Source organism: Pseudomonas sp. B21-031 (assembly GCF_024748985.1).
Taxonomy (GTDB): Bacteria; Pseudomonadota; Gammaproteobacteria; order Pseudomonadales; family Pseudomonadaceae; genus Aquipseudomonas; species Aquipseudomonas kermanshahensis.
Genome location: NZ_CP087181.1, coordinates 1,760,506 through 1,786,969, shown reverse-complemented (window position 1 = coordinate 1,786,969; position 26,464 = coordinate 1,760,506). Strand labels below are relative to the sequence as shown.

Annotated in this window: 25 protein-coding genes, 1 tRNA gene and 1 pseudogene; 12 read left to right on the top strand and 15 right to left on the bottom strand. The window is 63.3% G+C overall.

Annotation, left to right across the window (positions count from 1 at the left end; genetic code table 11):
• The first annotated feature begins 98 nt into the window (after positions 1 to 98).
• The 3 genes from LOY53_RS08055 (at position 99) to LOY53_RS08045 (ending at position 2,522) form a co-directional block, all read left to right on the top strand.
• Positions 99 to 605: a histidine kinase gene (locus tag LOY53_RS08055; RefSeq protein ID WP_252827192.1), complete on the top strand. Its 507-nt coding sequence runs from the start codon at positions 99 to 101 to the stop codon at positions 603 to 605.
• A 371-nt stretch (positions 606 to 976) separates the two neighbouring features.
• Positions 977 to 1,873 carry a sensor histidine kinase gene (locus tag LOY53_RS08050; protein WP_252827191.1) on the top strand — a complete coding sequence of 299 codons (897 nt, stop codon included), beginning with the start codon at positions 977 to 979 and terminating at the stop codon, positions 1,871 to 1,873.
• Entirely contained in the window at positions 1,863 to 2,522 is a 660-nt protein-coding gene (locus LOY53_RS08045) for a response regulator transcription factor (protein ID WP_027596637.1), read from the top strand. The genes LOY53_RS08050 and LOY53_RS08045 overlap by 11 nt, the downstream gene beginning before the upstream one ends.
• On the opposite strand, the gene yegS is transcribed toward LOY53_RS08045, so the two are convergent.
• Positions 2,506 to 3,393: a lipid kinase YegS gene (gene yegS / locus LOY53_RS08040; protein WP_238214659.1), complete on the bottom strand. Its 888-nt coding sequence runs from the start codon at positions 3,391 to 3,393 to the stop codon at positions 2,506 to 2,508. The genes LOY53_RS08045 and yegS overlap by 17 nt on opposite strands.
• Positions 3,394 to 3,705: 312 nt before the next feature.
• On the opposite strand from yegS, the gene LOY53_RS08035 reads away from it, so the two are divergent.
• Positions 3,706 to 4,953, top strand: coding sequence for a glycosyltransferase family 4 protein (locus tag LOY53_RS08035; RefSeq protein ID WP_258703829.1), 1,248 nt, complete (start codon positions 3,706 to 3,708; stop codon positions 4,951 to 4,953).
• Here LOY53_RS08035 and glp read toward each other — a convergent pair.
• Both glp and moaB read right to left on the bottom strand, forming a co-directional pair.
• Complete coding sequence (gene glp, locus LOY53_RS08030) at positions 4,942 to 6,129, bottom strand: gephyrin-like molybdotransferase Glp (RefSeq protein WP_252827396.1); 1,188 nt, start codon at positions 6,127 to 6,129, stop codon at positions 4,942 to 4,944. The two genes, LOY53_RS08035 and glp, sit on opposite strands and share 12 nt — an antisense overlap.
• A gap of 22 nt (positions 6,130 to 6,151) precedes the next feature.
• Positions 6,152 to 6,691, bottom strand: a complete 540-nt coding sequence (moaB, locus tag LOY53_RS08025; RefSeq protein WP_099430048.1) for a molybdenum cofactor biosynthesis protein B — start codon at positions 6,689 to 6,691, stop codon at positions 6,152 to 6,154.
• Between the two features lie 185 nt (positions 6,692 to 6,876).
• On the opposite strand from moaB, the gene LOY53_RS08020 reads away from it, so the two are divergent.
• Positions 6,877 to 7,098: a YgdI/YgdR family lipoprotein gene (locus LOY53_RS08020; RefSeq protein ID WP_027596642.1), complete on the top strand. Its 222-nt coding sequence runs from the start codon at positions 6,877 to 6,879 to the stop codon at positions 7,096 to 7,098.
• A gap of 81 nt (positions 7,099 to 7,179) precedes the next feature.
• A tRNA-Pro gene (locus LOY53_RS08015) sits at positions 7,180 to 7,256 on the top strand.
• 179 nt (positions 7,257 to 7,435) lie between these two features.
• On the opposite strand, the gene mqo is transcribed toward LOY53_RS08015, so the two are convergent.
• From mqo to LOY53_RS08000, 4 genes and pseudogenes are all read right to left on the bottom strand, one after another.
• A complete protein-coding gene (gene mqo / locus LOY53_RS08010; RefSeq protein WP_252827188.1) occupies positions 7,436 to 9,004 on the bottom strand; it encodes a malate dehydrogenase (quinone) in 1,569 nt (522 codons plus the stop codon).
• A 378-nt stretch (positions 9,005 to 9,382) separates the two neighbouring features.
• On the bottom strand, positions 9,383 to 10,087 hold the full coding sequence (locus LOY53_RS26840; protein ID WP_374707402.1) for a methyl-accepting chemotaxis protein: 705 nt from the start codon (positions 10,085 to 10,087) through the stop codon (positions 9,383 to 9,385).
• A 228-nt stretch (positions 10,088 to 10,315) separates the two neighbouring features.
• Positions 10,316 to 10,426, bottom strand: a pseudogene (locus tag LOY53_RS26835) (hypothetical protein); the annotation flags it as partial.
• 736 nt (positions 10,427 to 11,162) lie between these two features.
• Positions 11,163 to 12,926: an ABC transporter transmembrane domain-containing protein gene (locus tag LOY53_RS08000; RefSeq protein ID WP_258703828.1), complete on the bottom strand. Its 1,764-nt coding sequence runs from the start codon at positions 12,924 to 12,926 to the stop codon at positions 11,163 to 11,165.
• A gap of 211 nt (positions 12,927 to 13,137) precedes the next feature.
• On the opposite strand from LOY53_RS08000, the gene LOY53_RS07995 reads away from it, so the two are divergent.
• On the top strand, positions 13,138 to 13,311 hold the full coding sequence (locus tag LOY53_RS07995) for a PA1571 family protein (protein WP_172960377.1): 174 nt from the start codon (positions 13,138 to 13,140) through the stop codon (positions 13,309 to 13,311).
• Positions 13,312 to 13,364: 53 nt separating this feature from the next.
• Here LOY53_RS07995 and pdxB read toward each other — a convergent pair whose 3' ends face one another.
• The 3 genes from pdxB to rlmM all read right to left on the bottom strand — a co-directional run bounded on the left by pdxB (position 13,365) and on the right by rlmM (position 15,949).
• A complete protein-coding gene (gene pdxB / locus LOY53_RS07990; protein WP_252827185.1) occupies positions 13,365 to 14,507 on the bottom strand; it encodes a 4-phosphoerythronate dehydrogenase PdxB in 1,143 nt (380 codons plus the stop codon).
• A gap of 60 nt (positions 14,508 to 14,567) precedes the next feature.
• The gene (tusA, locus tag LOY53_RS07985) at positions 14,568 to 14,810 is read right to left on the bottom strand and encodes a sulfurtransferase TusA (RefSeq protein WP_027596647.1); all 243 of its coding nucleotides are present in this window, start codon (positions 14,808 to 14,810) and stop codon (positions 14,568 to 14,570) included.
• Positions 14,811 to 14,884: 74 nt separating this feature from the next.
• A complete protein-coding gene (gene rlmM / locus LOY53_RS07980) occupies positions 14,885 to 15,949 on the bottom strand; it encodes a 23S rRNA (cytidine(2498)-2'-O)-methyltransferase RlmM (RefSeq protein WP_027596648.1) in 1,065 nt (354 codons plus the stop codon).
• Between the two features lie 222 nt (positions 15,950 to 16,171).
• Here rlmM and acnA point away from each other — a divergent pair, with 222 nt between their 5' ends.
• Both acnA and LOY53_RS07970 read left to right on the top strand, forming a co-directional pair.
• Positions 16,172 to 18,916, top strand: coding sequence for an aconitate hydratase AcnA (acnA, locus tag LOY53_RS07975; RefSeq protein WP_258703827.1), 2,745 nt, complete (start codon positions 16,172 to 16,174; stop codon positions 18,914 to 18,916).
• Positions 18,917 to 19,366: 450 nt separating this feature from the next.
• On the top strand, positions 19,367 to 20,932 hold the full coding sequence (locus tag LOY53_RS07970; RefSeq protein WP_027596650.1) for a PAS domain-containing methyl-accepting chemotaxis protein: 1,566 nt from the start codon (positions 19,367 to 19,369) through the stop codon (positions 20,930 to 20,932).
• A gap of 783 nt (positions 20,933 to 21,715) precedes the next feature.
• Here LOY53_RS07970 and LOY53_RS07965 read toward each other — a convergent pair.
• The 5 genes from LOY53_RS07965 to LOY53_RS07945 form a co-directional block, all read right to left on the bottom strand.
• Positions 21,716 to 22,600 (bottom strand): pseudouridine synthase, encoded by an 885-nt coding sequence (locus LOY53_RS07965; RefSeq protein WP_252827183.1) that lies wholly within the window; start codon positions 22,598 to 22,600, stop codon positions 21,716 to 21,718.
• A gap of 51 nt (positions 22,601 to 22,651) precedes the next feature.
• Positions 22,652 to 22,960 (bottom strand): hypothetical protein, encoded by a 309-nt coding sequence (locus tag LOY53_RS07960; RefSeq protein ID WP_027596652.1) that lies wholly within the window; start codon positions 22,958 to 22,960, stop codon positions 22,652 to 22,654.
• 72 nt (positions 22,961 to 23,032) lie between these two features.
• Complete coding sequence (locus tag LOY53_RS07955; protein WP_252827182.1) at positions 23,033 to 23,464, bottom strand: D-Ala-D-Ala carboxypeptidase family metallohydrolase; 432 nt, start codon at positions 23,462 to 23,464, stop codon at positions 23,033 to 23,035.
• 108 nt (positions 23,465 to 23,572) lie between these two features.
• Positions 23,573 to 23,812, bottom strand: coding sequence for a glutaredoxin family protein (locus LOY53_RS07950; RefSeq protein ID WP_099453367.1), 240 nt, complete (start codon positions 23,810 to 23,812; stop codon positions 23,573 to 23,575).
• A 72-nt stretch (positions 23,813 to 23,884) separates the two neighbouring features.
• On the bottom strand, positions 23,885 to 25,093 hold the full coding sequence (locus LOY53_RS07945) for an ammonium transporter (RefSeq protein ID WP_027596654.1): 1,209 nt from the start codon (positions 25,091 to 25,093) through the stop codon (positions 23,885 to 23,887).
• Positions 25,094 to 25,406: 313 nt separating this feature from the next.
• Between LOY53_RS07945 and LOY53_RS07940 the strand changes: the two genes are divergently transcribed.
• The 3 genes from LOY53_RS07940 to LOY53_RS07930 are packed head-to-tail and all read left to right on the top strand — an operon-like array spanning position 25,407 to position 26,429.
• Positions 25,407 to 25,718: a YqjD family protein gene (locus tag LOY53_RS07940; RefSeq protein WP_027596655.1), complete on the top strand. Its 312-nt coding sequence runs from the start codon at positions 25,407 to 25,409 to the stop codon at positions 25,716 to 25,718.
• A 10-nt stretch (positions 25,719 to 25,728) separates the two neighbouring features.
• Positions 25,729 to 26,103, top strand: coding sequence for a phage holin family protein (locus tag LOY53_RS07935; RefSeq protein WP_027596656.1), 375 nt, complete (start codon positions 25,729 to 25,731; stop codon positions 26,101 to 26,103).
• Entirely contained in the window at positions 26,100 to 26,429 is a 330-nt protein-coding gene (locus tag LOY53_RS07930; RefSeq protein ID WP_099453366.1) for a hypothetical protein, read from the top strand. The genes LOY53_RS07935 and LOY53_RS07930 overlap by 4 nt, the downstream gene beginning before the upstream one ends.
• The last annotated feature ends 35 nt before the right edge of the window (positions 26,430 to 26,464 follow it).

Genomic DNA, 26,464 nt, shown 5'->3' with positions numbered 1-26,464 from the left:
TGACGCCATTCTCATTGCATGAATGGAGTCAGGCTTTTGTTCGCTATCGTATCGCCGTGCCCGCCCCTTGCCCGCGCCCAACGCGCCCGAGCGTCTTGATGGACAGTGCCTTATCGTTTGAAGGTGCGTTGCAAGACTTTCTGCTGGATGCGCAAGTCTTGCTGAGCCAGTCCCGGGAATGCCTGCAGCACCTGGAACTGATCGACAACGACGCAGACGCCTGCGGTTGCCTGAACACCGCCCTCGACACGCTCGCGAGGCGCGCCACCCGCCTGGACCTGCTCGAAATTGCCCATTACGCCACCGTTCTCCAGCAATTGCTTGCACCGGCCTGCCAGCAGCAGCGCCTGCAACGTGAAGCCCTGCCCGCAACCGACGCTTGCCTGACCCTGCTGGCCTGGCAGCTCGAGCTGATCGACCCGCGCACTGGGCAGCTGAACCTTGATACCGACGAACAAATCACATTGCTCAATGAACTGGCCAGCGTGCTCGAGCAACCATTACCGCAAGCCTGTGCCGCCTGCGATGAGCGCGGCAGCCACTGCACTCACCCGCATACCGCTACGACGGTCGCCCAAGGCACGCACTCCCGCGCTTCACATTAACTAACAAAAGAGCAACTAAGGGGGTTGGTGGCCAAACTTGGAAGTTTCGCCAACTGTCGCCAGTACTGCGCGCGTGATTATTGCCCTAGTTACACTCGGCGTGATTGACAGCCGAATAGCGGCTGGCACTTTGCTATTGACTCGAGTCGGACGAACGTGCCGAAACACCCCGTAAACATGAGGTTTCAAAGCATTGCCCAACAGCGACCAACGCCGTGTGAAGTGTTACCATGCTCGCCAGCGACCGCCTGCAGCCGGCATCAAGGCTGATTGAGGACGTACCCCGCAAAACATATAAAGTACTGCGCCAAAGCCTCTGGTAAGACTTGTGCAAGGCCTCCATCAGCAATACTTCAGTGGCTTTTCTATCTATGCTCCCACGCTTGAAGACTCTTCTGCGCTGCTGCTCCCGCACTGCCCTGCTGCGCTGGATGACGATCGTGCTGTGCGTGGCCTCCATGGTCGCCAACCTGCTGTTGTACATGGCCGGCCAAGCGATACCGGCCAGCCTGTTACTGCTGCAGGTCGCGGCGATGCTTGGCGTAGGCCTGCACGTGGGCCTGGGGGCCGGGTCGATCCGCCTGCACCCGGCGGAACTGGCCAAACGCATGCTGATGGTGCAGGAAAGCGAGCGCCAGCATCTGGGCCGCGAACTGCATGACGACATCGGGCAACTGCTCACCGCAGCCAAGCTTCAGTTGCAATGGCTGCAACGGCGTATGCCCGATGAATTGCACAGCCACTGCGACACCCTGCGCATCACGCTCGACAACGCGCTGAGCAACGTGCGCGATGTCTGTGCCTTGCTCAACCCTCGCCAACTGGCCAGCTTGGGCCTTGAGGCCAGCCTGCGCGCGCACCTGCTGCGCACGCTGGAAAAAACCGATGTGCACTGGAGCCTGGTCTGCAATCAACGCCTGGGCGGCATTGACGAAGCCGTCGCCATGGCGGTGTTTCGCATCACCCAGGAAGCCGTGACCAACATGCTGCGTCATGCCCAGGCGCGCAATCTGTCGATCCGCCTGCAACGCAGCCCCGCTGGGCTTGCCGTGACCATTCAGGACGATGGCCGCGGCTTTGTTCCCGCCAGGCACCCGGCCGAAGCAGGGCAACGCGGTTTGGCCGGCATGCAGGAACGGGTGACGGCCTTACAGGGGCGTCTCGACATCACCAGCCAGCTTGGCGTGGGGACGCAGATCGAAGCGCTGTTCCCGTGGCCGCCACGCACCCAGGAACGCGCCAGGAGCTTTACCGCCCATGACCTGTAGATTGCTGTTGGTGGACGACCACTCGCTGATCCGCGCCGGGGTCCGTGCACTGGTCTCCGACATCCCGGGCTACTGCGTGGCCGGTGAAGCCGATGACGGCAACCTGCTGCTTGAGCACGTGCGCAACCTGGCACCCGACATCGTCCTGCTGGACATTTCCATGCGCTCGACCAGCGGCCTCGATGCCCTGACACAGCTGCGCGCAAGCGGCAGCACCTGCAAGGTGCTGATCCTGTCGATGCACACCGACCCCGACCTGATCATGCGGGCCCTGGAAAGCGGCGCCCATGGCTACCTGCTCAAAGACACCAGCGCGACCGAGTTGGAGCAGGCGCTGAGCGCCCTGCGCAACGGCGAGCGGTACCTTAGCCCGGCGATCGCCCACACCGTCATCAACCAGGCGCTGCTGCATACCCAGCACCGCAAGCAACCGAACCGCGACCGCCACAACCTGACCGCACGCCAGCTGGAAATCCTGCGCCTGATCGTGCGCGGCAAATCCACCCGGGAGATCGCCAGTGGCTTGGGGCTATCGATCAAGACTGTGGAAACCCACCGTTCGCAAATCATGAAACGCCTGCAGATTCACGATGTGGCGGGCCTGGTGCTGTACGCGGTGCGCGAAAAAATCATCAGCCTGGACGACTGAGCAACGGTGAGTCGACCGGCAAGTGCACCTGCAACGCGGCGGGCTTTGCCTCGAAACGCAGGCTGTCGACCTGCAGGGGCTCACCGTCGAGGTTGATGTCCAGCCCCTGAGAACTCTTGATTTCAACCCAGGGCAGCCTGGCCCGGACAAACAACCCATCCCCGGCCAGCAGGTCGCGCAACGCCCCCACCACTTCCTGCGGCGCTGGCAGTATGGCGACATCCAGCAGGCCATCGTCTGCCAGCGCCTCCGGGCACAGTGCCTGCCCACCGCCGGCCTGCCGGCCATTGCCGATGCCCAACGCCAGCAGATCACCCTGCCAGTGGAAGTCGGGACCCTGCAGCTCCACTGAGGCCGCCTGCAACTCGCTGAAGCGCGACAGCCCCGTGAACAGGTAAGCCGCAGCCCCCAGAACCTTTTTCAGGTCCTCCGAGGTGTTGGCCGTGACCTGGCTGCCGAAGCCGCCGGTGGCCATGTTGAGGAACAGCTGATCACCGACCTGGCCCAGGTCGATAGGCCGCGCCGGGGTGTTCAGCAGTGCCAGTGCGGCGTCCGGCTCCAGCGGCACGCCCGCGGCCTTGGCGAAATCATTGGCAGTGCCCAGGGGCAACAGCGCCAGGCTGGCCTGGGCCGCTGCCAGGCCCATGGCTTCGGCGACATCGCGCAACGTGCCATCGCCGCCGCCCGCGACAATGTGGGTGTAGCCAGCGGCCAGCGCCTCGCCCACCAAGCGTTGAGCGTCCCCGGCTTCCCAGGTGACCCGCACATCCAGCACCCAACCGCTCTCGCGCAGCGCCAGCACGGCACTGCGCAGCGCTTCGTTCATCGCCTGCTTGCCGTGCAGGATCAACATTGCCTTGCGCCCTTGCATTGCGCTTCTCCATGAAAAATAGCTCACCCAGATCTCGACCACCTTCACACACCGATCGTTGCATGCCGAGCACAATAACAGCGGATTTCACCCATTTTTTACACGCCCGCGAATGCGCGGCTATGCTCAGGAAAGCCACCTTTGACAAGTATTTGACCCAGGTGAATAAAGCTTCCAAAGAGTCAATCTATTGACCCTTCTCACCTGAGGCCTGCTTCACCGACAGCCATGGACGCGCCCCGGCAGCAGTGATCGGCTGACTGCCGACGGGCGCGTCTTTTTATCCGCGATCTGTTACGAGGGTTCCGGGTCATGCGCATTCTCTGGACACTGCCCTACTTACCCTGGCCGACCACCAGCGGCGGCAAGACTCGGCAATATCACCTGCTGCGCGAACTCGCCCAGCGTGGCCACCGGATCACCCTGTTGGTGCAGTCCAAGATCCCCCTGAGCGATGCGGCCCGTGAAGCCCTTGAACCCTGGGTCGAACGCCTGATCGTGTTGCCCAGGCGCGCCCTGCACAGTCCACTCAACCTGCTGGCGTCACCCATCATCGACTACCCCATGCGGGCGATCATCAATGGTTTGGCGCCCTGCCTGAGGCACCGCTTCGAGCAACTGCTCGACGAACCCTGGGACGTTATCCAGATCGAGCACAGCTACAGTTTCCAGCCGTTCGAAAAAGCCCTGCAGGCGCGCGGGCTGCCCTTCATGCTCAGCGAGCACACCCTGGAATCGGTGATGGGCGGCGCCTGCCATGACCGCCTACCGCTGTGGCTGCGCCCGTTCAATGCATTCGACCGCTGGCGCTATCGGCGCTGGGAGCAACGGGTGCTGCGCCAACCTAGCGAAGTGGTGGCGGTCAGCAGCCACGACGCCGAACTGATCGCCCAGATCAGCGGACGCCCGGTGAACGTGGTGGTCAGTGGCGTGGACTGCGACTTCTACCAGCATGTGCAACCGGCGTTGCACAGCCAGCGCCTGCTGTTTGTCGGCAACTTCGAATATGGCTCGAACCTTGAGGCCATCGAATGGGCGCTGGAAGAGATCATGCCGCAGGTGTGGATGAGTAACCCGGCCGTGCGCCTGGCCATAGCCGGCCACGCCCTGCCGGCCAGCTGGAAGCTGCATTGGAACGACCCACGCATCGAGTGGGTCGGCTACCGCCCCGACCTGCGCGAGCTGCAACGTCGTTCGGCACTGTTCTTCGCCCCGCTGCTGTACGGCGGAGGGTCCAAGGTGAAGCTGCTCGAAGCGATGGCTGCGGGGCTGCCGGTCATCACCACCAGCAAGGGGGTATCAGGGCTGGCCGTGAACAACGGCGAACACTACCTGGGCAGTGACGATGGCGACCAACTGGCCCTGCTGATCACCCAACTGCTCAACCAGCCTTGGCGCATGGCCCAATTGAGCGAAGCCGGCCGGCAATTCGCCCGCCAGCGTCACGATTGGAGCATCGCCGCCCAGCAATTGGAAAACGTGCACATGCGCCTCAACCAGGTGCAGCCCGCCAGCGCCACGCCACTGGCGGGCGGCTGGCTTGGGCGATCAACCAAGTAGTTCGCTGAAGGGGATGAACGGCACACTGTCGCCCTGCTTCGGCGTACTGCCTTCACGCACCTCGACCAAGCCCTCGGCCCAGGCCGCGCTGCGCAGCACGCCGGAGCTCTGGTTTTTGTAGATGCGCACCTGGCCCTGCTCGATGCGTGCGCGCAGGTACTCGCGCCGCGTCCCTGGCTTAGGCCAGTCAAAGCCCGCTGGCATGTCGAAGCGCAGCGGCGTGACATCGGCCACGCCTTGGCGGCGCAACAGATACGGCCGGGTCAGCAGCCCGAATGTGACCAGCGTGGACGCCGGGTTGCCCGGCAAACCGATCACCGGCACGCCACGAAAGTGCCCGAAGGTGAGCGGCTTGCCCGGTTTGATCGCCAGCTTCCACAAGGCCAACTCGCCGGCCTCGCGCAAGGCGGCACCCAGGTAATCAGCCTCGCCCACCGAAACGCCACCGGTAGACAAAATCAAGTCGACATCGCCCAATGCCGCCAGGCATTCACGGGTGCGCGCCAGGTCATCGGGCAAAATCCCCGCATCGCGCACCTCACAACCCAAGCGTTGCAGCCAGCTGACCAGTAGGCGGCGGTTGCTGTTGTAGATCTGCCCTGGCCCCAGGGGCAGGCCAGGCTCGATCAGCTCGTCACCGGTCGATAGCACCGCCACGCGCACTTTGCGCACCACGTCCAGACGGGCCTGGCCGAGGGTCGCGGCCAAGCCCAGCTCGATCGGGCCCAAGCGTGTGCCGGCGCTCATCACCTGCTCGCCCTGGCGTGTTTCCTGGCCTTGCGGGCGAATGTTCTGGTCGACCCTCAGCGGCTCGAGAAAACGCACCCGGCCGTCGTCGGCCACCTCGGCGTTTTCCTGCATCTCCACGCAGTCAGCGCCAGCCGGCACCGGCGCGCCAGTGAAGATGCGGGCACAGGTACCCGGCTGTAGCGGCTGCGGCGCATGGCCGGCAAAAATCCGCTGGCTGACCGGCAAGGGCTCACCCTGCCAATCCGCCAGGCGCAGGGCATAGCCGTCCATGGCGCTGTTCGGCCAGGGCGGCAGGTCGAGCGAGGCCACCAGGTCACGCGCCAGCACGCGTCCCTCAGCATCGGCCAGCGACACATTTTCGATGTCCTGGATGGGTGCGGCTTCTGCCAAGGCCAGCAGCCGCGCCAATGCGTCTTCCACCGGCATCAGAGGCCGGGCCTGGGTAGACTCAACCACGGCTTTCACAGGCCGCTGCCTGCTTCAGGTGGGGCACGAAATTGCACGGGCGATGGCGGGCATCGAGCTGCTCGGCCAGGATGCCGTCCCAACCGGTGCGTACCGCATTGGTCGAGCCTGGCAGGCAGCACACCAGCGTGCCATTGGCCAGGCCAGCGAGGGCCCGCGATTGCACGGTGGAGGTACCGATGTCGGCCACGGAAATCTGCCGGAACAGCTCACCGAAACCGTCCACCTGCTTGTCCAGCAGGCAGGCCACGGCCTCCGGGGTGCTGTCGCGGCCGGTGAAGCCGGTACCGCCAGTGATCAGTACCACCTGCACCGTGTCATCGGCGATCCAGGTGGCGACCTGGGCGCGGATCTTGTACAGGTCGTCCTTGAGCAATACCCGCGATGCCAGCTGGTGGCCGGCCGCAGTCAGGCGATCGACGAACAGCTGACCGGAGGTGTCATTGTCGAAGGTGCGCGTGTCGCTGACCGTCAACACGGCGATGTTCAGGGGCACGAAGGGGGTATCTGCCTTGGCTTTCATGGGGGTCCGTCACAAGAAGATGGGATGGCGCATTTATAACACAGCACCCCCCGATACAACCTCGTGCCCCTATGGCTTGCCCTTGGTCAATACCCTGGCTTTACCGCTATGCTGCACTGGAAAGGAACTTGCGTGGACGCCCTGCGTCTTAAAGTCATCTAGCACTGTCGCACTGGAGAAACACGATGATTCAACGGACCCTTCCCGCCTTCCTGCTTGCCTTGGGCCTGGGCGCCCTCGCCGGCTGCGCATCGCCGACCGTCATTACCCTGAACGATGGCCGCGAGATCCAGGCAGTGGACACCCCGTCCTTTGACGAGGACTCTGGTTTCTACGAATTCGAGCAACTCGATGGCAAGCGTACGCGCCTGAACAAAGACCAGATTCGTACCGTCAAAGAGCTGTGATTCAGCTGCCCTTTTTGGCAAACGCCCTTTTAACAACAAGGGCTTGCGTGCGAAAAAGGGATGCAGTAGGATTTCGTTCATCGGAGTGTAGCGCAGCCAGGTAGCGCGTCTCGTTCGGGACGAGAAGGCCGCAGGTTCGAATCCTGTCTCTCCGACCAAATCCTATTCAAAAAGCCCGCCTTGCGCGGGCTTTTTGTTGTGCGTAAGAAATACCGATGACCTGTAGGAGCAGCCTTGTGCTGCGAAGAGGCCGGCGCAGGCCTACACATCAGTGGTGTCTGTACCGGCCTCTTCGCAGCACAAGGCTGCTCCTACTGTCAGTGACGCGCAACGCTACTTAGTGCTCGGCTTGTACCGGCACATACAGCAGTTGCAGGCGCTCGCTGCTCCACGCTCGGGTCTGGTTGGTCAGCGCCAGGTCGTTGTTCAGCTTTTGCCCATAGCTGGGCACGATCTGCTTCAGCTTGGCCTGCCATTCAGGGGTCTGTAGGCGGTCCTTGAAGGTCTTCTCCAGCACGCTCAGCATGATCGGCGCGGCGGTCGAGGCACCCGGGGAAGCCCCCAGCAATGCAGCAATGCTGCCATCCTGGGCGGCGACCACTTCAGTACCGAACTGCAGCACGCCACCGAGCACGGGGTCCTTCTTGATCACCTGCACGCGTTGACCCGCCTGCAGCAGCTTCCAGTCGGCGTTCTTGGCGTTGGGGAAGTACTCGCGTAACGCATTCATGCGGTCATCAAAGCTGAGCATCAACTGCCCCATCAGGTAAGTGCTCAGGTCGATGTTGTCGATGCCGGCATTTACCAGCGGCAGCACATTGTGGCTGTTCAGCGAGGCGAACAGGTCCAACAGCGAGCCCTGCTTGAGGTACTTGGTGGAGAAGGTCGCGAACGGCCCAAACAGCAACACTTGCTTGCCGTCGATCATCCGGGTGTCCAGGTGCGGGACCGACATCGGCGGTGCGCCGACCGAGGCTTTGCCATACAGCTTGGCCTGATGGCGTGCAACCACGTCCGGGTTATCCGTCATGAGGAATTGGCCGCCCACTGGGAAGCCGGCATAGCCTTCGGCCTCGGGAATGCCCGATTTTTGCAGCAGCTTGAGCGCGCCGCCCCCGGCACCGATGAAGACGAACCGGGCGTTGACCGCGACCTCGTGACCGCCCTTGGCCAGGTCGGCAACCACCACACGCCAGGTGCCATCGTCATTGCGCACGATGTCACGCACTTCGTGGCTGAGGTTCAGGGTGACGTTGGGGTTGCGGGTCATCGACGCGAACAGTTGACGGGTGATCTCGCCGAAATTCACGTCGGTGCCGATCGCCATGCGCGTGGCGGCGACCTTCTGCGCAGGGTCGCGGCCTTCCATCACCAGCGGTGCCCAGTGGCGGATCTGCTCGTGGTCCTCGCTGATTTCCATGCCACGGAACAGCGAGCTGTGCTGCAGGGCATCGACGCGTTTGTGGAGGAAGGCAATGTTGTCGTCACCCCAGACGAAGCTCATGTGCGGCACGTTGTTGATGAACGACTTCGGGTTGCTCAGCACGCCTTGCTCGACCTGGTAGGCCCAGAACTGCTTGGACACCTCGAACTGCTCGTTGACCCCCACGGCCTTGCTGATGTCGATGCTGCCATCCTTGCCGACGCTGGTGTAGTTCAGCTCGCAAAACGCGGAGTGGCCGGTGCCAGCATTGTTCCAGGCGTTGGAGCTTTCTTCGGCGACCTGGTCCAGGCGCTCGTAGACGTCGACCTTCCAGTTCGGCTCAAGCTCCGTGAGGTAAGTGCCCAGGCTTGCACTCATGATGCCGCCGCCAATCAGCAGGACGTCGACGGTCTTTTCCGGCTCCGCGGGTTTGGAGCAGCCGATGACGCTCAGGCAAAGGAGCGTCAGCAGTATTTTTTTCATTAGCTCAATCCAATTGATGTGAAGGATTGGCAGTCGTTGCCCCCCGGCATGCACGCCCGGATGTTGTTGTGTTCTAGTTGGCTGTTTCGCGGGATCGGGGCACGATCGCCTCGGGCCGTAGCCCGTGCGCGCTTAAGCAGGGAATGTGCCAGCTTGACTTAGACCAATGGCTAAGGGGTGAGGCAGCGGGTCGCATGGCGACAATCCGCCACACTTACGCCAGGTTCGCTATGTTCATGGCGGATTTCCCCGGGGCCGCTGCGCGCCACATCGCCGGCAAGCCGACTCCCACACCGGCACTGGATTGCTTCAGACTTGCGCCATACCTGTGGGAGCCGGCTTGCCGGCGATGGGCGCGCAGCGGCCCTGAACAGCAGGTCAGGCTGTCAGCCGCGACGTCACTTCGCCCAACTGCCCCGACAACCCATGCAAACGCTGCCCAGCCTGTTCGGTCTGTTGGACCGCTTCTTGGTTGGTGGTGGCGATGCGGGTGATCTCGATCAGGTTGCGCGAAATATCCTCGGCCACGCTGGTCTGCTCTTCGGCCGCCGTGGCGATCTGCCGGTTCATGTCGCGGATGGCCTCCACCGCCAAGGTGATGCGTTGCAGCATCTGCCCGGCCTGCTGGACCTGCTCGGCCCCCTCTTCGCTGCGCTGCTGACCACTTTCGATGGCTTTGACCGCCTCGACCGCACCCGACTGCACCGCCTCGATGATCTGGTTGATTTCGGCAATCGACGCGGCCGTGCGCTGGGCCAAACTGCGCACCTCGTCGGCCACCACCGCAAAGCCTCGTCCGGCCTCGCCCGCGCGCGCTGCTTCGATGGCCGCATTGAGCGCCAGCAGGTTGGTCTGCTCGGCAATGCCGCGGATGACTTCCAGCACCTTGCCGATCCGCGTGCTGTCATGCTCCAGGTCGCGAATCACCGCCGCCGTGCCAGCGATTTCGCGGTTGACCACGCCGATGATGTCGATGGTCTGCTGCATCACCTGCTCACCAGCCTGTGCACTGTGGTCGGCATCATCGGCAGCGCGGGCGGCGTCGACGGCGTGGCGGGCCACTTCCTGGGCAGTGGCGGACATCTCATGCATGGCCGTCGCCACTTGGTCGGTACGCTGAAACTGGTCATGCGTGCCGCGCGCCATGTCGGCGGCGATGCTGCGCAACTGGCCACTGGCGCCTTCCAGCTCTTGGGCGTTGTCCTGCAGACGGCCGACGGTCTCGGCCAAAAAGTCACGCAAGGTATTGGCCGCACGTGCCAAACGCCCCAGCTCATCCTCGCGGCGGCTGTCGACGCGGGCGCCGAAGCGGCCCTGGCTCAGTTGCGCGACATAATCGATCAACTGGCGGATCGGTTCGATCAGGCTGCGGTTGATCAACCACAGGCTGAGCAGGCCAACCAGTACCGCCGACGCCAGCATCACCAGCAGGCCCAGCCACACGGTGCGCTCGGCGCTGGCATTGATGGCCGCGGCCCGTTCGCGGGCATCGCCGCGCAGTTGCTCGACCAGCTCGCTCATCTGCTCGCTGGCGGCACGGTCCACGCCCTTGACCGCCAGGTCGCCTGCTACCGGGTCGCCCCCTGCAGCAATAAACGCCTGGCGGCCCTGCGCATAGGCCTGGCCCAACTGCCGATGGCTGTCACGCAGTTGCTGCAAGGGGGCCTTGAGCCTGGCGTCGCTGCTGTCGATCAATTGCCCCAGCAACTGCTGAACCTGCTGCTCGCGCGCCTGAAACTGCTGCCAATACTTGTCCAGCTCGGCGGGCTGGCGACCGCGCAACAGCACGTTCTTCCATTCCTGCACCTGGATCTTGAATTGCAGGTTGGCTTCATCGATCAATTGCGAAGCGCGCAGCGGGCCATCGACCAACTCGGCATAGCCGCGCACGCTGGAAGACAGAAACTGGAAACACACCAGGGCGATCAACAGCATGGCTGCCAGGCTGCCGCCAAGCAGGGAGAGAATTTGCACTCTGAGGGATTTACGCAACATCGCAGATCTCAAGACCAGTAGGGAAGGAACAGCGCACACCGGCAGCGCTCGCGCAAAAAAAAGGCTGCCATCGTTCGATAGCAGCCAGCTTGAGCACTTGCGCAACAGTTGAAGCCAATAGTGTCAGGCAATTCCTACAGAAATGTTACAAAACCAAGACAGGCTAGCCTGTGGTGAACTGCAGCGAGGCCAGCCGGGCATACAGCGGGCTTTCTTCGATCAGCTGGCGATGTGTGCCAACTGCCACCACGCGCCCCTTGTCGATCACCGCGATGCGATCAGCGTGCTGCACCGTGGCCAGGCGGTGGGCGATCACCAGCGTCGTGCGACCGGCCATGAGGCTGGGCAGGGCTTGCTGGATCAGGTGTTCGCTTTGCGCGTCGAGGGCGCTGGTGGCCTCGTCCAGCAACAGGATCGGCGCATCTACCAGCAACGCACGGGCAATTGCCAAGCGCTGCCGCTGCCCGCCAGAAAGGCCAATGCCGCCCTCCCCCAGTTGTGTCTGGTAACCCTGCGGCAACTGCTGGATAAACCCGTCAGCATGCGCACCACGGGCCGCTGCTTCGACTTCCGCCAGCGTTGCTTCTGGCCGGCCATAGCGAATGTTGGCCTCTACCGTGCCGCGAAACAACGAAGGGTTCTGCGCCACCAGGGCGAACTGCCGGCGCAGCTCGGCGGGGTCGAGTTCGGTAACTGCCTGCCCGTCGAGCAGGATGCGCCCCTGCTGAGGGTCGTAGAACCGCAGCAGCAGGTCGAACAGGGTGGATTTGCCAGCGCCCGAAGGCCCGACCAGCGCCACGGTCTGCCCCGGCTCGATTGTCAGGCTCAGGCCGTCGATGGCAGCGACTGTGGGCCGTGACGGGTAGGCAAAGTGCACCTGCTGTAACTCGATATGCCCACTCACACGGCCGTGCGGCAGCGAAGCCGCTACGGGGGGCGGCAGAATCGCACTGCGCGCCGCCAACAGCTCGGCAATGCGCTCGGCCGCGCCTGCGGCACGCTGCAGCTCGCCAATCACCTCGCTGAGGGTGCCGAACGCGCTGCCGACGATCAGGCTGTAGAACACGAAGGCGGCCAGTTCGCCTGCCGAAATACGCCCGGCGATCACGTCCATGCCGCCCACCCAGAGCATGACGCCCACAGCGCCCAGTACCAGCACGATGACCAGGGTGATCAGCCAGGCACGCTGGGCAATACGCTGCCTGGCCACGTTGAAGGCCGCCTCGACAGTGCCCGCGAACAGCTCGCGATCGAGCGGTTGGTGGTTGTAGGCCTGGACGGTCTTGATCTGCCCGAGGGTCTCGGCCACGTAGCTGCCGACATCCGCCACCCGATCCTGGCTCTGCCGCGACAGGCTGCGCACACGACGGCCAAACAACAGGATCGGTGCTAGCACCAGTGGCAAGGCCACGACCACGATGCTGGTCAGCTTGGGGTTGGTGATAAACAGCAGTACCACACCTCCGATCACCATCAAGGCATTGCGCAGGAACATCGACAGCGAAGAGCCGATCACCGACTGCAACAACGTAGTGTCGGCCGTCAGCCGCGACTGGATCTCGGAGCTGCGGTTGTCTTCGAAAAAGCCTGGGTGCAGGCCGACCAGATGATCGAATACCGCGCGGCGAATGTCAGCCACACAGCGCTCGCCGATCCACGAGACCAGGTAGAAGCGGCTGAACGTCCCTACTGCCAGTGCCAGCACCAGCAGCAGGAACAGGCCAATGGTCTGGTTGAGCTGGTGCGCGGAACGGGTCATGAAACCTTGGTCCACCAGCAGGCGAATGCCCTGCCCCATCGACAGCGTGATAGCAGCGGTGACCACCAAGGCCAGCAACGCCAGCAGCATCTGCCGGCGGTACGGGCGAACGAATTGCCAACTCAGGCGCAAAGCGCGACGTTGACCTGCAGAAACGGATTCGGGCATGGCGGCAACCAAAACGGCGAGGATGCAGCAGACTACCACTCATCGGCACGGGAGGAGCGCCCGAGGGTGGCTATAGCTTTTCGATCTAAACAGCCTCTGGAGCTTTAGCGCCGTTTCTGTTGGACTGTTTCTGCCGTGACGTCCAAGGGGCTGTCACTGGCCAGTCATCGCACAGGGTTACCCTGAGTTTGAACCTGATGAGGAGACCGATATGAGCTTGCAACATGGCAGCGACACCGCAAAACCGCAGAACACCCCGCAACCTCAGGCGTGCGGTTCGATCATCGACGCCCAGGGGCGCGAGGTTCCGATCACCGAGCAGATGATCCAGAAAGCCTGCGAGAAACTGGAACAAAGCCGGGTCGGAAAAGCCCAGAAGGGCTAATCGGCGAATTCATTACAACCCGGCGCGTGCGCCGGGTTTTTATTGCCCGTCACTCAGACCAACACGCCACCCAACGCACTGACCAACTGCGCCAATTGCGGCGACTCGCCACGAATCCGCACCGCCAGCCCTTCGACCTCACGCCGCGGCGGATACTGCTTGCGCAACTGATCGAAAGCCGCGCGCTGCTCGGCCGGGTCGTCGCTCAAGCTGCGGCGGAAGTCCGCGTCGTCACGGCGCGGGTCGTACACGGCGCGGCACAGGGTGGCCAAGGCCCAGGCCGGGTCGGTACTGGCATCGAGCTCGATCTGCGCCAGCGGCGGCTTGGGCAGCAAGTCGGCCAGGTTCACGCGCTCAGCTTGGCCGAGGAAACGGCACAGCGCCTGATAGATCTGCGCCGTGCCACGCTGCCGGCCATCAAGGCTGTAGCCGGCGATGTGCGGCGACGCCAGCGTGCACAGGTCGGCCAGTTGCAGGTCGACCTGCGGCTCGCCTTCCCACACATCAAGCACGGCGTGCACGTCTTCACGGTCCAGCAGCAGCTCACACAAGGCCGCGTTGTCCACCACCGGGCCACGGCTGGCGTTGATCAACCACGCGCCGGGGCGCAGCTGGGCCAGTTGCGCCTGGCCCAGCAGGTGCCAGGTAGGGTGCTCGCCGCCGCGCTGCAAGGGGGTGTGCAGGCTGATGACATCGCACTGTTCCAGCACCGTCTCGAGGCTGACGTAATCGCCCCCTTCGGCGGCCTGACGCAGCGGGTCACACACCAGCACCTTCCAGCCCAGGCCATGCAGTACACGCATCAGGCGGCCACCGACCTCCCCTGCGCCCACTACGCCATACGTGCGCGCGGGCAGCGCCACACCGTCCAGCTCGGCCAGGGTCAACAGGCTGCCCAGCACGTAGTCCACCACACCGCGGGCATTACAGCCTGGGGCGCTGCTCCAGTGGATGCCCGCTTCGGCAAAGTAATCCAGGTCGAGGTGGTCGGTGCCGATGGTGCAAGTGCCGACAAAACGCACCCGGCTGCCTTCGAGCAGTTGGCGGTCGACCTTGGTCACCGAACGCACCAGCAGTACGTCGGCGTCCTTGACGCTGGCGGCATCGAGGCTTCTGCCCGGATAGCGGCGGATCTCGCCGAAACCTTCAAAGAAGGCATCGAGCAGCGGAATGTTCTCGTCGGCAACTATCAGCATGGCGCTCTCCTGTCAGGGGAACGCAGTGTAGGCGCTACGCGCGGCGTGTTCCAGAGCGGCTCAGTCGGCTTTCTTACGGATCCAGTACAGGAAGGTGCCGGCGTCCTCTTGCTGCTGCAGCAGTTCGTGGCCGAGGAAGTTGCAGAACTTGGGGATGTCGCGGCGGGTCGACGGGTCGGTGGCGATGACCTTGAGCAGGCCACCGGCAGCCAGGTCCCGGACGTGCTGGTGCAGCATCATCACAGGCTCCGGGCAGTTCAGGCCGGTGGCATCGAGGACGGCGTCGGGGGTGAAGTCAGTCATGGGTGGCTCCAAAAATGATCGTCATTGTCGCGCATCGTGCGGCACGGACCAAGGGCCACGCGCCGCACTTGCACTCAACGCGGCTTCAGGTCCAGCCTGCGCAGATGGCAGGTCACTTCCTCACGGTCGTGATACAGCTGCTTGCAGGCGATCGAAACCCGGATCTTGCGCGCTTTGAACGTGGCTTCCATGCGGTCGAGCAAGCGCCGCACTTCGGCGTAACGCTGCTTCATCGGCAGTTTGAGGTTGACCACCGCCTCGCGGCACAGGCCTTCACCCAGCCAGGTTTCGATCAGCGAAGTGGTCCGCGCCGGCTTCTCGACGATGTCGCAAACCATCCAGTCCACCGGCTGCTTCGGCTGCCAGGTAAACCCATCTGCCATCAGGTGCTGGACCAGCCCGGTGTCCATCAGGCTTTCGGCCATCGGGCCGTTGTCGATGGCGGTGACCAGCATGCCGCGGCGCACCAGCTGGTAGGTCCAGCCACCCGGCGAGGCGCCCAGGTCGACCCCGGTCATGTCGTCGCCCAGGCGCTGCTCCCACTGCTCGCGGGGGATGAACTGATGCCAGGCTTCTTCCAGCTTGAGGGTTGAACGGCTGGGCGCCTCACGGGGAAACTTCAGACGCGGGATGCCCATCGGCCAAAGGGCGCTGTTGTTGCCTGCGGCCAGGCCGACAAACACACGCCGGCCGGTGATGAAGGTCAGCAACAGCCGCGGGCGGCTGGCGTCTTCGACCAGGCGGCCGGCCTTTTCCAGGGCCTTGCGCAAGGGCACTTCGAACTTGCGGCAGAACGTCGACAGTTCCTTGCCGTCGTTGCTGTCGAGCACCTCCAGCCACAGGCTGCCGAAGACAGGCAGGTCGGCCAGGTGCTCCAGCAACACGCTGATGCGGTCGCTTTCTGGCAACTCGACATAACCGCCGCGGGCCCACTGACGCGGGAAGATCAGCTCAGCGAAGCGCAGTTCCCCCATCAGTCGCTCGGCGCCGTTGGCCTCGGTGCAGACAAACTCGGCGCTGGCGCTCTGCGGTTTGCCTTTGGCATAGCCGGCAACCCCCAGGCGGGCAGCGTGTTCGCTGATTTCGGCGCAGACCTCGCCCTCGAAACCGGGCCGGCAATGCATGAACAGGGTACTCATCTCTCACTCCACGACGGCGGGCGCGCAACAGGCGCCGGCAGGGCGGCGATAATAAAGGAAGTTCGGAACCTGCGACACGTCCCGCCGGTCCAGAAAAGGGTCAGCCAAGCCAAACCGGTCTAACCTGACCATTCAGCCAGGTCCGTACCGTGCGGATCGAAACAGAGCGGTGACACCGGCAAACACCTGATTTGCCGGGCACCGGCGCAGAAGGAGTTGGCAATGCCCTCGCTCGATAGCCTGAACACGCTCAAAACCCTCAAGGTCGATGACCTTACGTATCACTATTACAGCCTTACCGAGGCCGCTCGCCAGCTGGGCGACCTGCAACGCCTGCCCATGTCGCTGAAAGTGTTGCTGGAAAACCTGCTGCGTTGGGAGGACGGCAAGACCGTCACCGGCGACGACCTGCGCGCCATCGCCCAATGGCTGGAAGCGCGCCGCTCCGACCGGGAAATCCAGTACCGGCCGGCCAGGGTGCTGATGCAGGACTTCACCGGTGTGCCCGCCGTGGTCGACCTCGCAGCCATGCGTGCCGCCATGGCCAAGGCCGGTGGCGACCCGCAGCGGATCAACCCGCTATCGCCGGTCGACCTGGTGATCGACCACTCGGTGATGGTCGACCGCTACGCCACCCCGGAGGCCTTCACCCAGAACGTCGACATCGAGATGCAGCGCAATGGCGAACGCTACGCCTTTTTGCGCTGGGGCCAGAACGCCTTCGACAACTTCCGCGTCGTGCCACCGGGCACCGGCATCTGCCACCAGGTCAACCTGGAATACCTGGGCCGCACCGTCTGGACCCGCGACGAAGACGGCCGCACCTACGCCTTCCCCGACACCCTGGTCGGCACCGATTCGCACACCACCATGATCAACGGCCTGGGCGTGCTGGGCTGGGGCGTTGGCGGCATCGAGGCCGAGGCGGCCATGCTCGGCCAGCCGGTGTCGATGCTGATCCCGGAAGTGATCGGCTTCAAACTCACCGGCAAGCTGCGTGAAGGCATCACTGCCACCGACCTGGTGCTGACCGTGACGCAGATGCTGCGCAAGAAGGGCGTGGTGGGCAAGTTCGTCGAATTCTACGGCGACGGCCTGGCCGACCTGCCCCTGGCCGACCGCGCCACCATCGCCAACATGGCTCCGGAGTATGGCGCCACCTGCGGCTTCTTCCCGGTCGACGAGGTGACCCTCGACTACCTGCGGCTTTCTGGCCGCCCGAAGGCAACGGTACAATTGGTCGAGCAGTACTGTAAGGCACAGGGCCTGTGGCGCCAGCCAGGCCAGGAACCGCTGTTCAGCGACACGCTGGCGCTGGACATGGACGAGGTCGAGGCCAGCCTGGCCGGGCCCAAGCGCCCTCAGGACCGCGTCGCCCTGGGCCAGGTCAGCCAAGCGTTCAACCACTTCATCGAACTGCAGCCCAAGCCGCTGGCCAAGGAAGTCGGCCGCCTGGAAAGTGAAGGCGGTGGCGGTGTGGCGGTGGGCAACGCCGACCAGGCGGGCGAAATCGACTACAGCCACGCAGGCCAAACCCACACCCTGCGTGATGGCGCTGTGGTGATCGCCGCGATCACCTCGTGCACCAACACCTCCAACCCAAGCGTGATGATGGCCGCCGGGCTGGTGGCGAAAAAGGCCCTGGAAAAAGGCCTGCAGCGCAAACCTTGGGTCAAGAGCTCGCTCGCCCCTGGCTCCAAGGTGGTGACTGACTACTTCGAGGCAGCCGGGCTGACGCCGTACCTGAATAAGCTGGGCTTTGACCTGGTGGGCTATGGCTGCACCACCTGCATCGGCAACTCCGGCCCACTCGATGAGGCGATCGAGAAAGCCATCGGCAGCGCCGACCTGACCGTGGCCTCAGTGCTCTCGGGTAACCGAAACTTCGAGGGCCGCGTGCACCCACTGGTCAAGACCAACTGGTTGGCGTCGCCGCCGCTGGTGGTGGCCTATGCCCTGGCCGGCAGTGTGCGCGTGGACCTTACCCGCGATTCGCTGGGTACCGGCAAGGACGGCCAGCCGGTGTACCTGCGCGACATCTGGCCCAGCCAGCAGGAAATCGCCGCCGCCGTGGCCAAGGTCGACACCGCGATGTTCCACAAAGAGTACGCTGAAGTCTTCGAGGGCGATGCGAAATGGCAGGCCATCGAGGTGCCGCAAGCGGCCACTTATGTCTGGCAGGACGCGTCCACCTACATCCAGCACCCGCCGTTCTTCGACGGCATCGGCGGGCCGCCGCCAGCGATCGAGGACATCCAAGGGGCACGCATCTTGGCCCTGCTGGGCGACTCGGTCACCACCGACCACATCTCCCCGGCCGGCAACATCAAGGCCGACAGCCCTGCCGGGCGCTACCTGCGCGACAAGGGTGTGGAACCGCGGGACTTCAACTCCTACGGTTCGCGGCGGGGCAACCATGAGGTGATGATGCGCGGTACGTTCGCCAACATCCGTATCCGCAACGAGATGCTCGCGGGCGAGGAAGGCGGCAACACCCTGTACGTGCCCACGGGCGAAAAACTGTCGATCTACGATGCCGCCATGCGCTATCAGGCAGACGGCACACCGCTGGTGGTAATCGCCGGCCAGGAATACGGCACCGGCTCCAGCCGCGACTGGGCCGCCAAAGGCACCAACCTGCTGGGAGTCAAGGCAGTACTGGCGGAAAGCTTCGAGCGTATCCACCGTTCAAACCTGGTGGGCATGGGCGTGCTGCCGTTGCAGTTCAACGCCGGGCACGATCGTAAGCAACTGGCGTTGACCGGAAAAGAGAAGATCGATGTGCTGGGCCTGAACGACGCGCACATTCGGCCGGGCATGAGCCTGAAACTGCGCATCACTCGTGAGGACGGGCAACAGGAGCAGATCGACGTGCTGTGCCGGATCGATACCTTGAATGAGGTCGAGTACTTCAAGGCAGGGGGGATCTTGCATTACGTGTTACGTCAGCTGATTGCTGGGGGGTAGGTTTAGCCGTGGTTTAGCTGCGCTCTTGAGATCCAGCGCCGCCTGCGCGGCGCTTCGCAGCACAAGGCTGCTCCTACATTTTTTTGGGCCAATTTTTCCTGAAGCGGTCGCGCGCCGGCACAGGCGTAACTGGCCCGGAACACCTGTAGGAGCAGCCTTGTGCTGCGAATCGCCGCGCAGGCGGCGCTCGACCTCATACACGCCAACGCCCTAGAGACGCCCCCTCCCTTCACGCATGCTGGCTCTTTGCCGCCCGCTAAGTCATCATCCGACCCGCACGTCGTAAATTAGCAATAATGCCGCTATCTTCATCGAAATCAGCCGCTCACTAGCTCAAATCAGAAGATGGCTCATTGCCACAAATCAAGCACATTAAATATCCATTCAATAAAACCAGTAGCTTGCCGATACCTCACCAAAGCCTTGCGGATTCTTGCGGATTACCGACCCATGCGTAACAACCAGCCGATTACCCAGAGAGAACGGACTTTCCCTGCCCAGCAGCGGTTGATCTCCACCACCAACGCCAAGGGCGTGATCAGCTACTGCAATGATGCGTTCATCGACATCAGTGGCTTCACCCGCGAGGAGCTGACCGGCGCGCCGCACAACCTGGTGCGCCACCCTGACGTGCCGGCCGCGGTGTTTGCCCACATGTGGCAGACCCTCAAGCAAGGTCAGCCGTGGATGGGCATCGTCAAGAACCGCTGCAAGAACGGTGACCACTACTGGGTCAACGCCTATGTCACGCCGGTCTTCGACAACAATCAGGTGGTCGGTTTCGAGTCGGTGCGGGTCAAGCCCACCGCCGAACAGATCCGCCGTGCCGAAGCCCTCTACCAGCGCCTCAACCAGGGCAAGTCGGCGGTGCCACGTCGCGATCAGTGGCTGCCGATTCTGCAGGACTGGCTGCCGTTCATCCTGGTCAGCCAGGTGGGCTTCCTGATCGGCAACTGGCTGGGGCACTCCTGGGGCTTCGGCCTGGCCGCCGCCCTGTCGGTACCACTCGGCCTGCTCGGCCTGACCTGGCAACAGCGTGGCCTCAAGCGCTTGCTACGACTGGCCGAGCAAACCACCTCCGACCCGCTGATCGCGCAGATGTACACCGACAGCCGTGGGGTTCAGGCCCGCCTGGAAATGGCCATGCTCAGCCAGGATGCACGCATGAAGACCTGCCTGACGCGCCTGCAGGACAGTGCCGAACACCTCAGCGAACAGGCACGGCAATCCGACGCCCTGGCCCATCAGAGCTCATCCGGGCTCGAGCGCCAGCGCGTGGAAACCGAACAAGTGGCAGCCGCCGTCAACCAGATGGCCGCCACCACCCAGGAAGTGGCCAACCACGTACAGCGCACCGCCGACGCCACCCAGGAAGCCAATCGCCTGACCAGCCAGGGCCGGCAGATTGCCGGTGAGACCCGCGAGGCCATCGAGCGTTTGTCGGCCGCCGTGGGTGAAACCGGCCAGACAGTGACGCAACTGGCCAAGGACAGTGACGAAATCGGCGGTGTGGTCGATGTGATCAAAGGCATCGCCGACCAGACCAACCTACTGGCGCTGAACGCTGCCATCGAAGCGGCCCGCGCCGGTGAGATGGGCCGTGGCTTTGCCGTCGTGGCCGACGAAGTCCGCCAGTTGGCCCAGCGCACCGCCGAGTCCACTGGGCAAATCCACAACCTGATCGCCAAACTGCAGCAGACCGCCAGCAACGCGGTGCTGACCATGGAAACCGGCCATCGCCAGGCTCAGGAAGGGGTCGACCGGGTGATGCAGGCCGATGAGGCTTTGGTCGGGATCAGCGAAGCGGTGGCCAACATCACCGACATGGCGACCCAGATCGCGGCCGCTACCGAAGAGCAAACCGCTGTGGCTGACGAGATCAGCCGCAACATCAGCACCATCGCCACACTGGCCGACCAGACCGCCGAACAGGCTCAGCACTCGGCACAGCTCAGCGAAGAGCTGACCAGCACGGCGGGGAGCCAGTACTCGCTGGTGGAGCGCTTCAACCGCTGAGGCGCGGCGCTTTTGTAGGAGCAGCCTTGTGCTGCGAAGAGGCCGGGGTGGGCTGCAGAGATTTGCTTTGCCTGCACCGGCCTCTTCTTCGCAGCACAAGGCTGCTCCTACAGAGACCGCGAATGGCAGACTGGTCCGTTACCCGTCTGTACTCGCTGGTGGAGCGCTTCAAACGCTGAGGCGCGGCGCTTTTTGTAGGAGCAGCCTTGTGCTGCGAAGAGGCCGGGGTGGGCTGCAGAGATTTGCTTTGCCTGCACCGGCCTCTTCGCAGCGCAAGGCTGCTCCTACAGAGACCGCGAATGGCAGACTGGTGCGTTACCCGTCTGTACTCGCTGGTGGAGCGCTTCAAACGCTGAGGCGCGGCGCTTTTGTAGGAGCAGCCTTGTGCTGCGAAGAGGCCGGGGTGGGCTGCAGAGATTTGCTTTGCCTGCACCGGCCTCTTCTTCGCAGCGCAAGGCTGCTCCTACAGAGACCGCGAATGGCAGACTGGTGCGTTACCCGTCTGTACTCGCTGGTGGAGCGCTTCAAACGCTGAGGCGCGGCGCTTTTTGTAGGAGCAGCCTTGTGCTGCGAAGAGGCCGGGGTGGGCTGCAGAGATTTGCTTTGCCTGCACCGGCCTCTTCTTCGCAGCACAAGGCTGCTCCTACAGAGACCGCGAATGGCAGACTGGTCCGTTACCCGTCTGTACTCGCTGGTGGAGCGCTTCAAACGCTGAGGCGCGGCGCTTTTGTAGGAGCAGCCTTGTGCTGCTCCTACAGAGACCGCGAATGGCAGACTGGTGCGTTACCAGTCCAGGCGCAACCGGCTCTCGAAGTACCGCTCTTCCCCCGTCAACGGGTCATCAAAACGCAAGCTCTGCGCCAACAACTTCAACGGCTTCTGATAATCGTCTTCGACCTGGAGCAGTTCGGGGTAGAACGGGTCGTTGCAGATCGCTGCCCCCAACGCCGCCATGTGCACACGCAACTGATGGGTCTTGCCGGTCACAGGCGACAGGCCGTAACGCCACAGCTCGCCCTGCGTTTCCAGCACTTGGGCAAAGGTTTCGCTGTTGTCTACGCCCTCGACCTCATGCATGCGGAAAAACGGCTCGCCATGCACCAGGCGGCTTTTATGCACCAGCGGGAACTCATGCTGCGGCATGGCAGCGGCGATGGCCTGATAGCGCTTGTCGATCCGTCGCTCGGGGAACAAGCGCTGATACGCACTGCGGGTCTGCGGGTTGGCAGAGAACAGGACCAGCCCTGCGGTATGCCGGTCGATACGGTGCAATGGCACCAGGTGCGGATTGTCCAGGCGCCGGATCAGCCGGCGCAACAGGGTCTGCTCGACATATTCACCGGTGGGTGTAACCGGCAGAAAATGCGGTTTATCGGCAACCACGAGGTGCTCATCCACGTGCAGCACGGCCTCCTGTACTGGAATGGGCCGTTCGTTCGGCACCTCGCGAAAATAATGCAAGCGCATGCCACGTCGGTAAGCCAGTTCGGCAGGGATGGGCTGCCCCTGGGCATCCAGCACCCGGCCACGGGCAAAGCGGTCAAGCCACTGCGCACGATCGATGGCCTTGAAATGGTCACACAGGCAATCGAGCACCGTCGCCCAGTTGCCGGGTGGCAGGCACACCGTGCTGGCTTGCTGGCGGGCGGGGTCGAAAGGCGGGGTCATGGCAGCGCTCGAAAGGTACAAGGCCGCGCATTATCCCCCATGCCCGCCACCTCAACCAGCCTGATCCCGCGCCTCGCTGCGCTCCTTCAACCAGCGCAGCACCTGCACCGCCTCCCAGCGGCCGGGGTCATACAAGGCATACAACAACCCCTGATAACCCACCACATCCAGCCCACGGTGGTAGCCGGCACGCTGGAACAAGGCCTCGATTTCGGCAAAACAAGTGTTGAAGTGGACCTTGCCGAACGGTGTGCGGTCATCGGTCACCAGGCCCTCGAGGCGCAGTTCCAGAACGGCGTCGCACACCCGCTCAACGGGCATGCGGTTGACGCTGTACTTGAGTTGCTCGACGTTGAGCATGGCTTTACCTCGTATACTGTATTTATATACAGCATACGGACTTGCCCTCGCCGTCGTCAATTCACCCTCGGCTCATTGCAGCCCCGGCAGGTACCCCGTGCCCTCACGAATGGTCAGCACTTGGCGCCGTGGGGCGCCATTGACCACGGACAGATGCACCCACCGGTCGAACTCCAGGATCAACTGGTCGAAAGGCACGTCGCTGTCGCAGATCTTGCGTACCGTATCCCGAGGGCTGACGTCTATCACCGTGAAGTCGGCAGCCAGGCCCTGAACGTGCTGACTCTTCGGTGAGCCGCCGATACGCTGGTTGAGTGCACTGCTGCGATACCCGCTGCTGACGATTACCGGTGCACCAAACAGCGCGCGTATCGTTTCAAGTGCGCCACACAGCACCTGCAAATTGGCCAGTGCCTCGGGCGTTGGGGTGTTGTCGAGCCCTTCCCTTGCGGCAATCTGTGAAACGGTCATTTCATCAAGGGTGAAATGAGGGGTGATGAACATGGTGGAATTCTCGATGACAGTGTAAGGACACCGGCAGCAGTGCGCCGGCACCCGATCATCGACCTGCACGCTTAACCATGGCGTGAGGAAATCATCCCCCAGAAGCCTTCATGGTGCGAGAAACGCCACCACTTGCTCGGCATCGAACGGCCAGTGCAGCTCAGCGCCGGTGTCACACCGCCGCAGCACGGGAATGATCAAGCCGTAGCGCTCGACCATGGTTTCGTTATCGGCAATGTCGACCAGTTCCACCAACAGGCCATGGTCGACGAAAGGCATCAGCACGGCCTCGGCCACTTCGCACAGGTGGCAGCCGAGGGTGCCGAACAGTTGGCATTCAGGCAGCATGGGGCGGGTCTCGGTTTGGCTTTGGAAAAGCCTATTCTAGGTCTGTACCGCCCTGCGCGCACCTGACCTCGCTCAATCCTGACTGGTTGCACCGATGCGGTGCAGTGACAGGTCCGCGCCCTGGAATTCCTGCTCGTGGCTCAAGCGCAAGCCGTGCACTGCGCGGATTGCACCATAGATGGTAAAGCCCCCCAGCAATGCCACCAGTACACCCATCAAGCTGCCCAGCAATTGGCTGACCAGGCTGACGCCCCCCATACCGCCCAGCGCCGCCTGGCCGAACACGCCGCAGGCAATGCCACCCCACACGCCACACAGGCCGTGCAACGGCCACACGCCGAGCACGTCGTCGATTTTCCAGCGGTTCTGCGCCGCGGTAAAACTCCAGACGAACAGCACCCCGGCCACCAGGCCGGTGGCCAGCGCGCCAATCGGGTGCATCAGGTCGGAGCCAGCACAAATCGCCACCAGCCCGGCCAGCGGCCCGTTATGCAAGAAGCCTGGGTCGTTACGCCCGGCCAGCAGCGCCGCCAGGGTACCCCCGACCATGGCCAGCAACGAGTTGATCGCCACCAGGCCGCTGACCCCCTGCAAGGTCTGGGCGCTCATGACATTGAAGCCGAACCAGCCAATGATCAGGATCCACGACCCCAGCGCCAGAAACGGAATGCTCGACGGTGCGAAGGCCACCAGGCGCCCATCGCGGTAACGCCCGCGCCGGGCCCCCAACAGCACCACGGCGGCCAGCGCCAGCCAGCCGCCCATGGCATGCACCACGACGGAGCCGGCAAAGTCATGGAACGGCGCGCCAAAGCGTGCTTGCAGCCAAGCCTGCACGCCCAGGTTGCCGTTCCACACCACGCCCTCGAAGAACGGGTAGACAAATGCCACGATCAACGCCGTGGCACACAGCTGCGGGACAAAACGCGCCCGCTCGGCAATCCCTCCAGAGATGATCGCCGGGATGGCCGCCGCGAACGTCAGCAGAAAGAAGCATTTGACCAGCGCATAACCATGGTCGGCCGCCAGTGCCGTCGCCGGCTGGAAAAAGTTCACGCCGTAGGCGATCCAGTAGCCGATGAAGAAGTACACCAGCGCCGAGATGGCGAAGTCGCTGAGAATCTTCGACAACGCATTGACCTGGTTCTTGTGCCGCACGGTGCCCACTTCGAGAAAAGCGAAGCCAGCATGCATGGCCAGCACCAGAATGGCGCCCATGAGGATGAACAGGGTATTCGAACCGTGGACCAGAGAGTCCATCGCGCTGTGCATGTGTTCCATGAAATAGGCAGACCTGCTGAAAAGGCACCAGGACAGTTCAAGAACCTGCATCCCTGCACCGAATCGGTGCCAGCCCCCTGCCCCATCAGATGACTTGGGCGAGGCCTGCGTGGTTTTTTCTTGGGTTTGTCGTGGATTGGGTTAAGGTTTAACGGTACACGTCACCCAGGGCGCCCTGAATCGGCGCAATGCCCGCCGGTAGCGCCCCGCAACGTGGCAAAGACTTAGCAAAGCCCATACCAGCACAGGCACTTGAACCTTCCGCGCGTGCTATTACTCGAACTACCATCACACATCGACAGGGAGAGACCCCATGGCCAGCAAATCGGCAAAGACTGCGCAAGAGATATTGATGGCTGACTTCCAGGCCCTGGTCCGCGATACCGAGAAGCTGCTTGCCGACACGGCGAACCTGGCCGGCGACCAAGCGGATGAATTGCGCGAGCAGATCCACGACCGCCTGACCCAAGCCCGCGAAACCCTGCAGTTGACCCAGGAATCGGTGCGCGACCGTGGCCAGGCGGCCCTCGGCAGCGCTGAGCAGTACGTTCAGGAGAACCCGTGGCAGGCCATCGGCATTGCCGCAGGCGTCGGTCTGTTGATCGGCCTGCTGGCCAGGCGCTGAGAGGTCACCCATGGAGAATGACGCCATCGGCACCAGCGCTTCGGGCAAGCGCCTGGGCGCAGCCATGCTCGGGCTGCTGCACAGCCACATCGAACTGTTCGGGATCGAGCTGCAGGAACAGAAAGGCCGCACCTTGAGCTTGCTGCTGTTCGCAGGCCTGGCCCTGGTGTTCGCCCTGCTCTTGCTGACAGCGCTGTCAGGGTTGCTGTTGGTGCTGCTGTGGGACAGTTATCGCCTGGCGGGAATCATCGGTCTGTGCGTGTTCTATGGTTTGGCCGCGCTGTATTGCGGGTTGCGTTTGAAAGCGGCAGTGTTCGACGAGTCGTCGCCTTTCGGCGCGACCCTTGAAGAACTCGCCAAGGACCGGGAGCGCCTGTTGCCATGAGCCTGCCTGAACTGCCCAACACCCGTAACCCACGCGAACTGCGCAAAGCGTTGCTGCGCCTGCGCATGGAGATGCACCGCCAGGAAATCCGCCATGAGTCGGGGCAACTGCTCGAACCGCTGCAGCGCATACGTGGCATGGGCAGTTCGCTGCACGGGGGGCTTGGCATCAAGCACGCCCCGCTGTGGGGGATTGGCGCCGTGGTCGCCTTGGGCTTTTTGACCGGCAAGGGCGTACGCAGTGGCAACCTGACACGGCTGGTGCGCTTGGGCAGCAGCTTGCTGCCGCTGGTCCGGCTGTACCTGCAAAATGGCCGGCGACCCTGACGTTTAGCCCTCAATACGCCCCTTGTAGGAGCAGC

Excerpts from the sequence above, each read along its gene's own strand:
- tusA (WP_027596647.1), bottom strand. The coding sequence starts at position 14,810 with ATGACTGACTTCACCCCCGACGCCGTCCTCGATGCCACCGGCCTGAAC.
- acnA (WP_258703827.1), top strand. The coding sequence starts at position 16,172 with ATGCCCTCGCTCGATAGCCTGAACACGCTCAAAACCCTCAAGGTCGAT.
- rlmM (WP_027596648.1), bottom strand. The coding sequence starts at position 15,949 with ATGAGTACCCTGTTCATGCATTGCCGGCCCGGTTTCGAGGGCGAGGTC.
- LOY53_RS08020 (WP_027596642.1), top strand. The coding sequence starts at position 6,877 with ATGATTCAACGGACCCTTCCCGCCTTCCTGCTTGCCTTGGGCCTGGGC.
- LOY53_RS08055 (WP_252827192.1), top strand. The coding sequence starts at position 99 with ATGGACAGTGCCTTATCGTTTGAAGGTGCGTTGCAAGACTTTCTGCTG.
- moaB (WP_099430048.1), bottom strand. The coding sequence starts at position 6,691 with ATGAAAGCCAAGGCAGATACCCCCTTCGTGCCCCTGAACATCGCCGTG.
- LOY53_RS08050 (WP_252827191.1), top strand. The coding sequence starts at position 977 with ATGCTCCCACGCTTGAAGACTCTTCTGCGCTGCTGCTCCCGCACTGCC.
- LOY53_RS07950 (WP_099453367.1), bottom strand. The coding sequence starts at position 23,812 with ATGCTGCCTGAATGCCAACTGTTCGGCACCCTCGGCTGCCACCTGTGC.
- LOY53_RS07930 (WP_099453366.1), top strand. The coding sequence starts at position 26,100 with ATGAGCCTGCCTGAACTGCCCAACACCCGTAACCCACGCGAACTGCGC.
- glp (WP_252827396.1), bottom strand. The coding sequence starts at position 6,129 with ATGCCGGTGGAAGACGCATTGGCGCGGCTGCTGGCCTTGGCAGAAGCC.
- LOY53_RS08035 (WP_258703829.1), top strand. The coding sequence starts at position 3,706 with ATGCGCATTCTCTGGACACTGCCCTACTTACCCTGGCCGACCACCAGC.
- LOY53_RS07935 (WP_027596656.1), top strand. The coding sequence starts at position 25,729 with ATGGAGAATGACGCCATCGGCACCAGCGCTTCGGGCAAGCGCCTGGGC.
- LOY53_RS07940 (WP_027596655.1), top strand. The coding sequence starts at position 25,407 with ATGGCCAGCAAATCGGCAAAGACTGCGCAAGAGATATTGATGGCTGAC.
- LOY53_RS08000 (WP_258703828.1), bottom strand. The coding sequence starts at position 12,926 with ATGCCCGAATCCGTTTCTGCAGGTCAACGTCGCGCTTTGCGCCTGAGT.
- LOY53_RS07995 (WP_172960377.1), top strand. The coding sequence starts at position 13,138 with ATGAGCTTGCAACATGGCAGCGACACCGCAAAACCGCAGAACACCCCG.
- pdxB (WP_252827185.1), bottom strand. The coding sequence starts at position 14,507 with ATGCTGATAGTTGCCGACGAGAACATTCCGCTGCTCGATGCCTTCTTT.
- mqo (WP_252827188.1), bottom strand. The coding sequence starts at position 9,004 with ATGAAAAAAATACTGCTGACGCTCCTTTGCCTGAGCGTCATCGGCTGC.
- LOY53_RS07955 (WP_252827182.1), bottom strand. The coding sequence starts at position 23,464 with ATGTTCATCACCCCTCATTTCACCCTTGATGAAATGACCGTTTCACAG.
- LOY53_RS08045 (WP_027596637.1), top strand. The coding sequence starts at position 1,863 with ATGACCTGTAGATTGCTGTTGGTGGACGACCACTCGCTGATCCGCGCC.
- LOY53_RS07965 (WP_252827183.1), bottom strand. The coding sequence starts at position 22,600 with ATGACCCCGCCTTTCGACCCCGCCCGCCAGCAAGCCAGCACGGTGTGC.
- LOY53_RS07970 (WP_027596650.1), top strand. The coding sequence starts at position 19,367 with ATGCGTAACAACCAGCCGATTACCCAGAGAGAACGGACTTTCCCTGCC.
- yegS (WP_238214659.1), bottom strand. The coding sequence starts at position 3,393 with ATGCAAGGGCGCAAGGCAATGTTGATCCTGCACGGCAAGCAGGCGATG.
- LOY53_RS26840 (WP_374707402.1), bottom strand. The coding sequence starts at position 10,087 with ATGTCCGCCACTGCCCAGGAAGTGGCCCGCCACGCCGTCGACGCCGCC.
- LOY53_RS07945 (WP_027596654.1), bottom strand. The coding sequence starts at position 25,093 with ATGGAACACATGCACAGCGCGATGGACTCTCTGGTCCACGGTTCGAAT.
- LOY53_RS07960 (WP_027596652.1), bottom strand. The coding sequence starts at position 22,960 with ATGCTCAACGTCGAGCAACTCAAGTACAGCGTCAACCGCATGCCCGTT.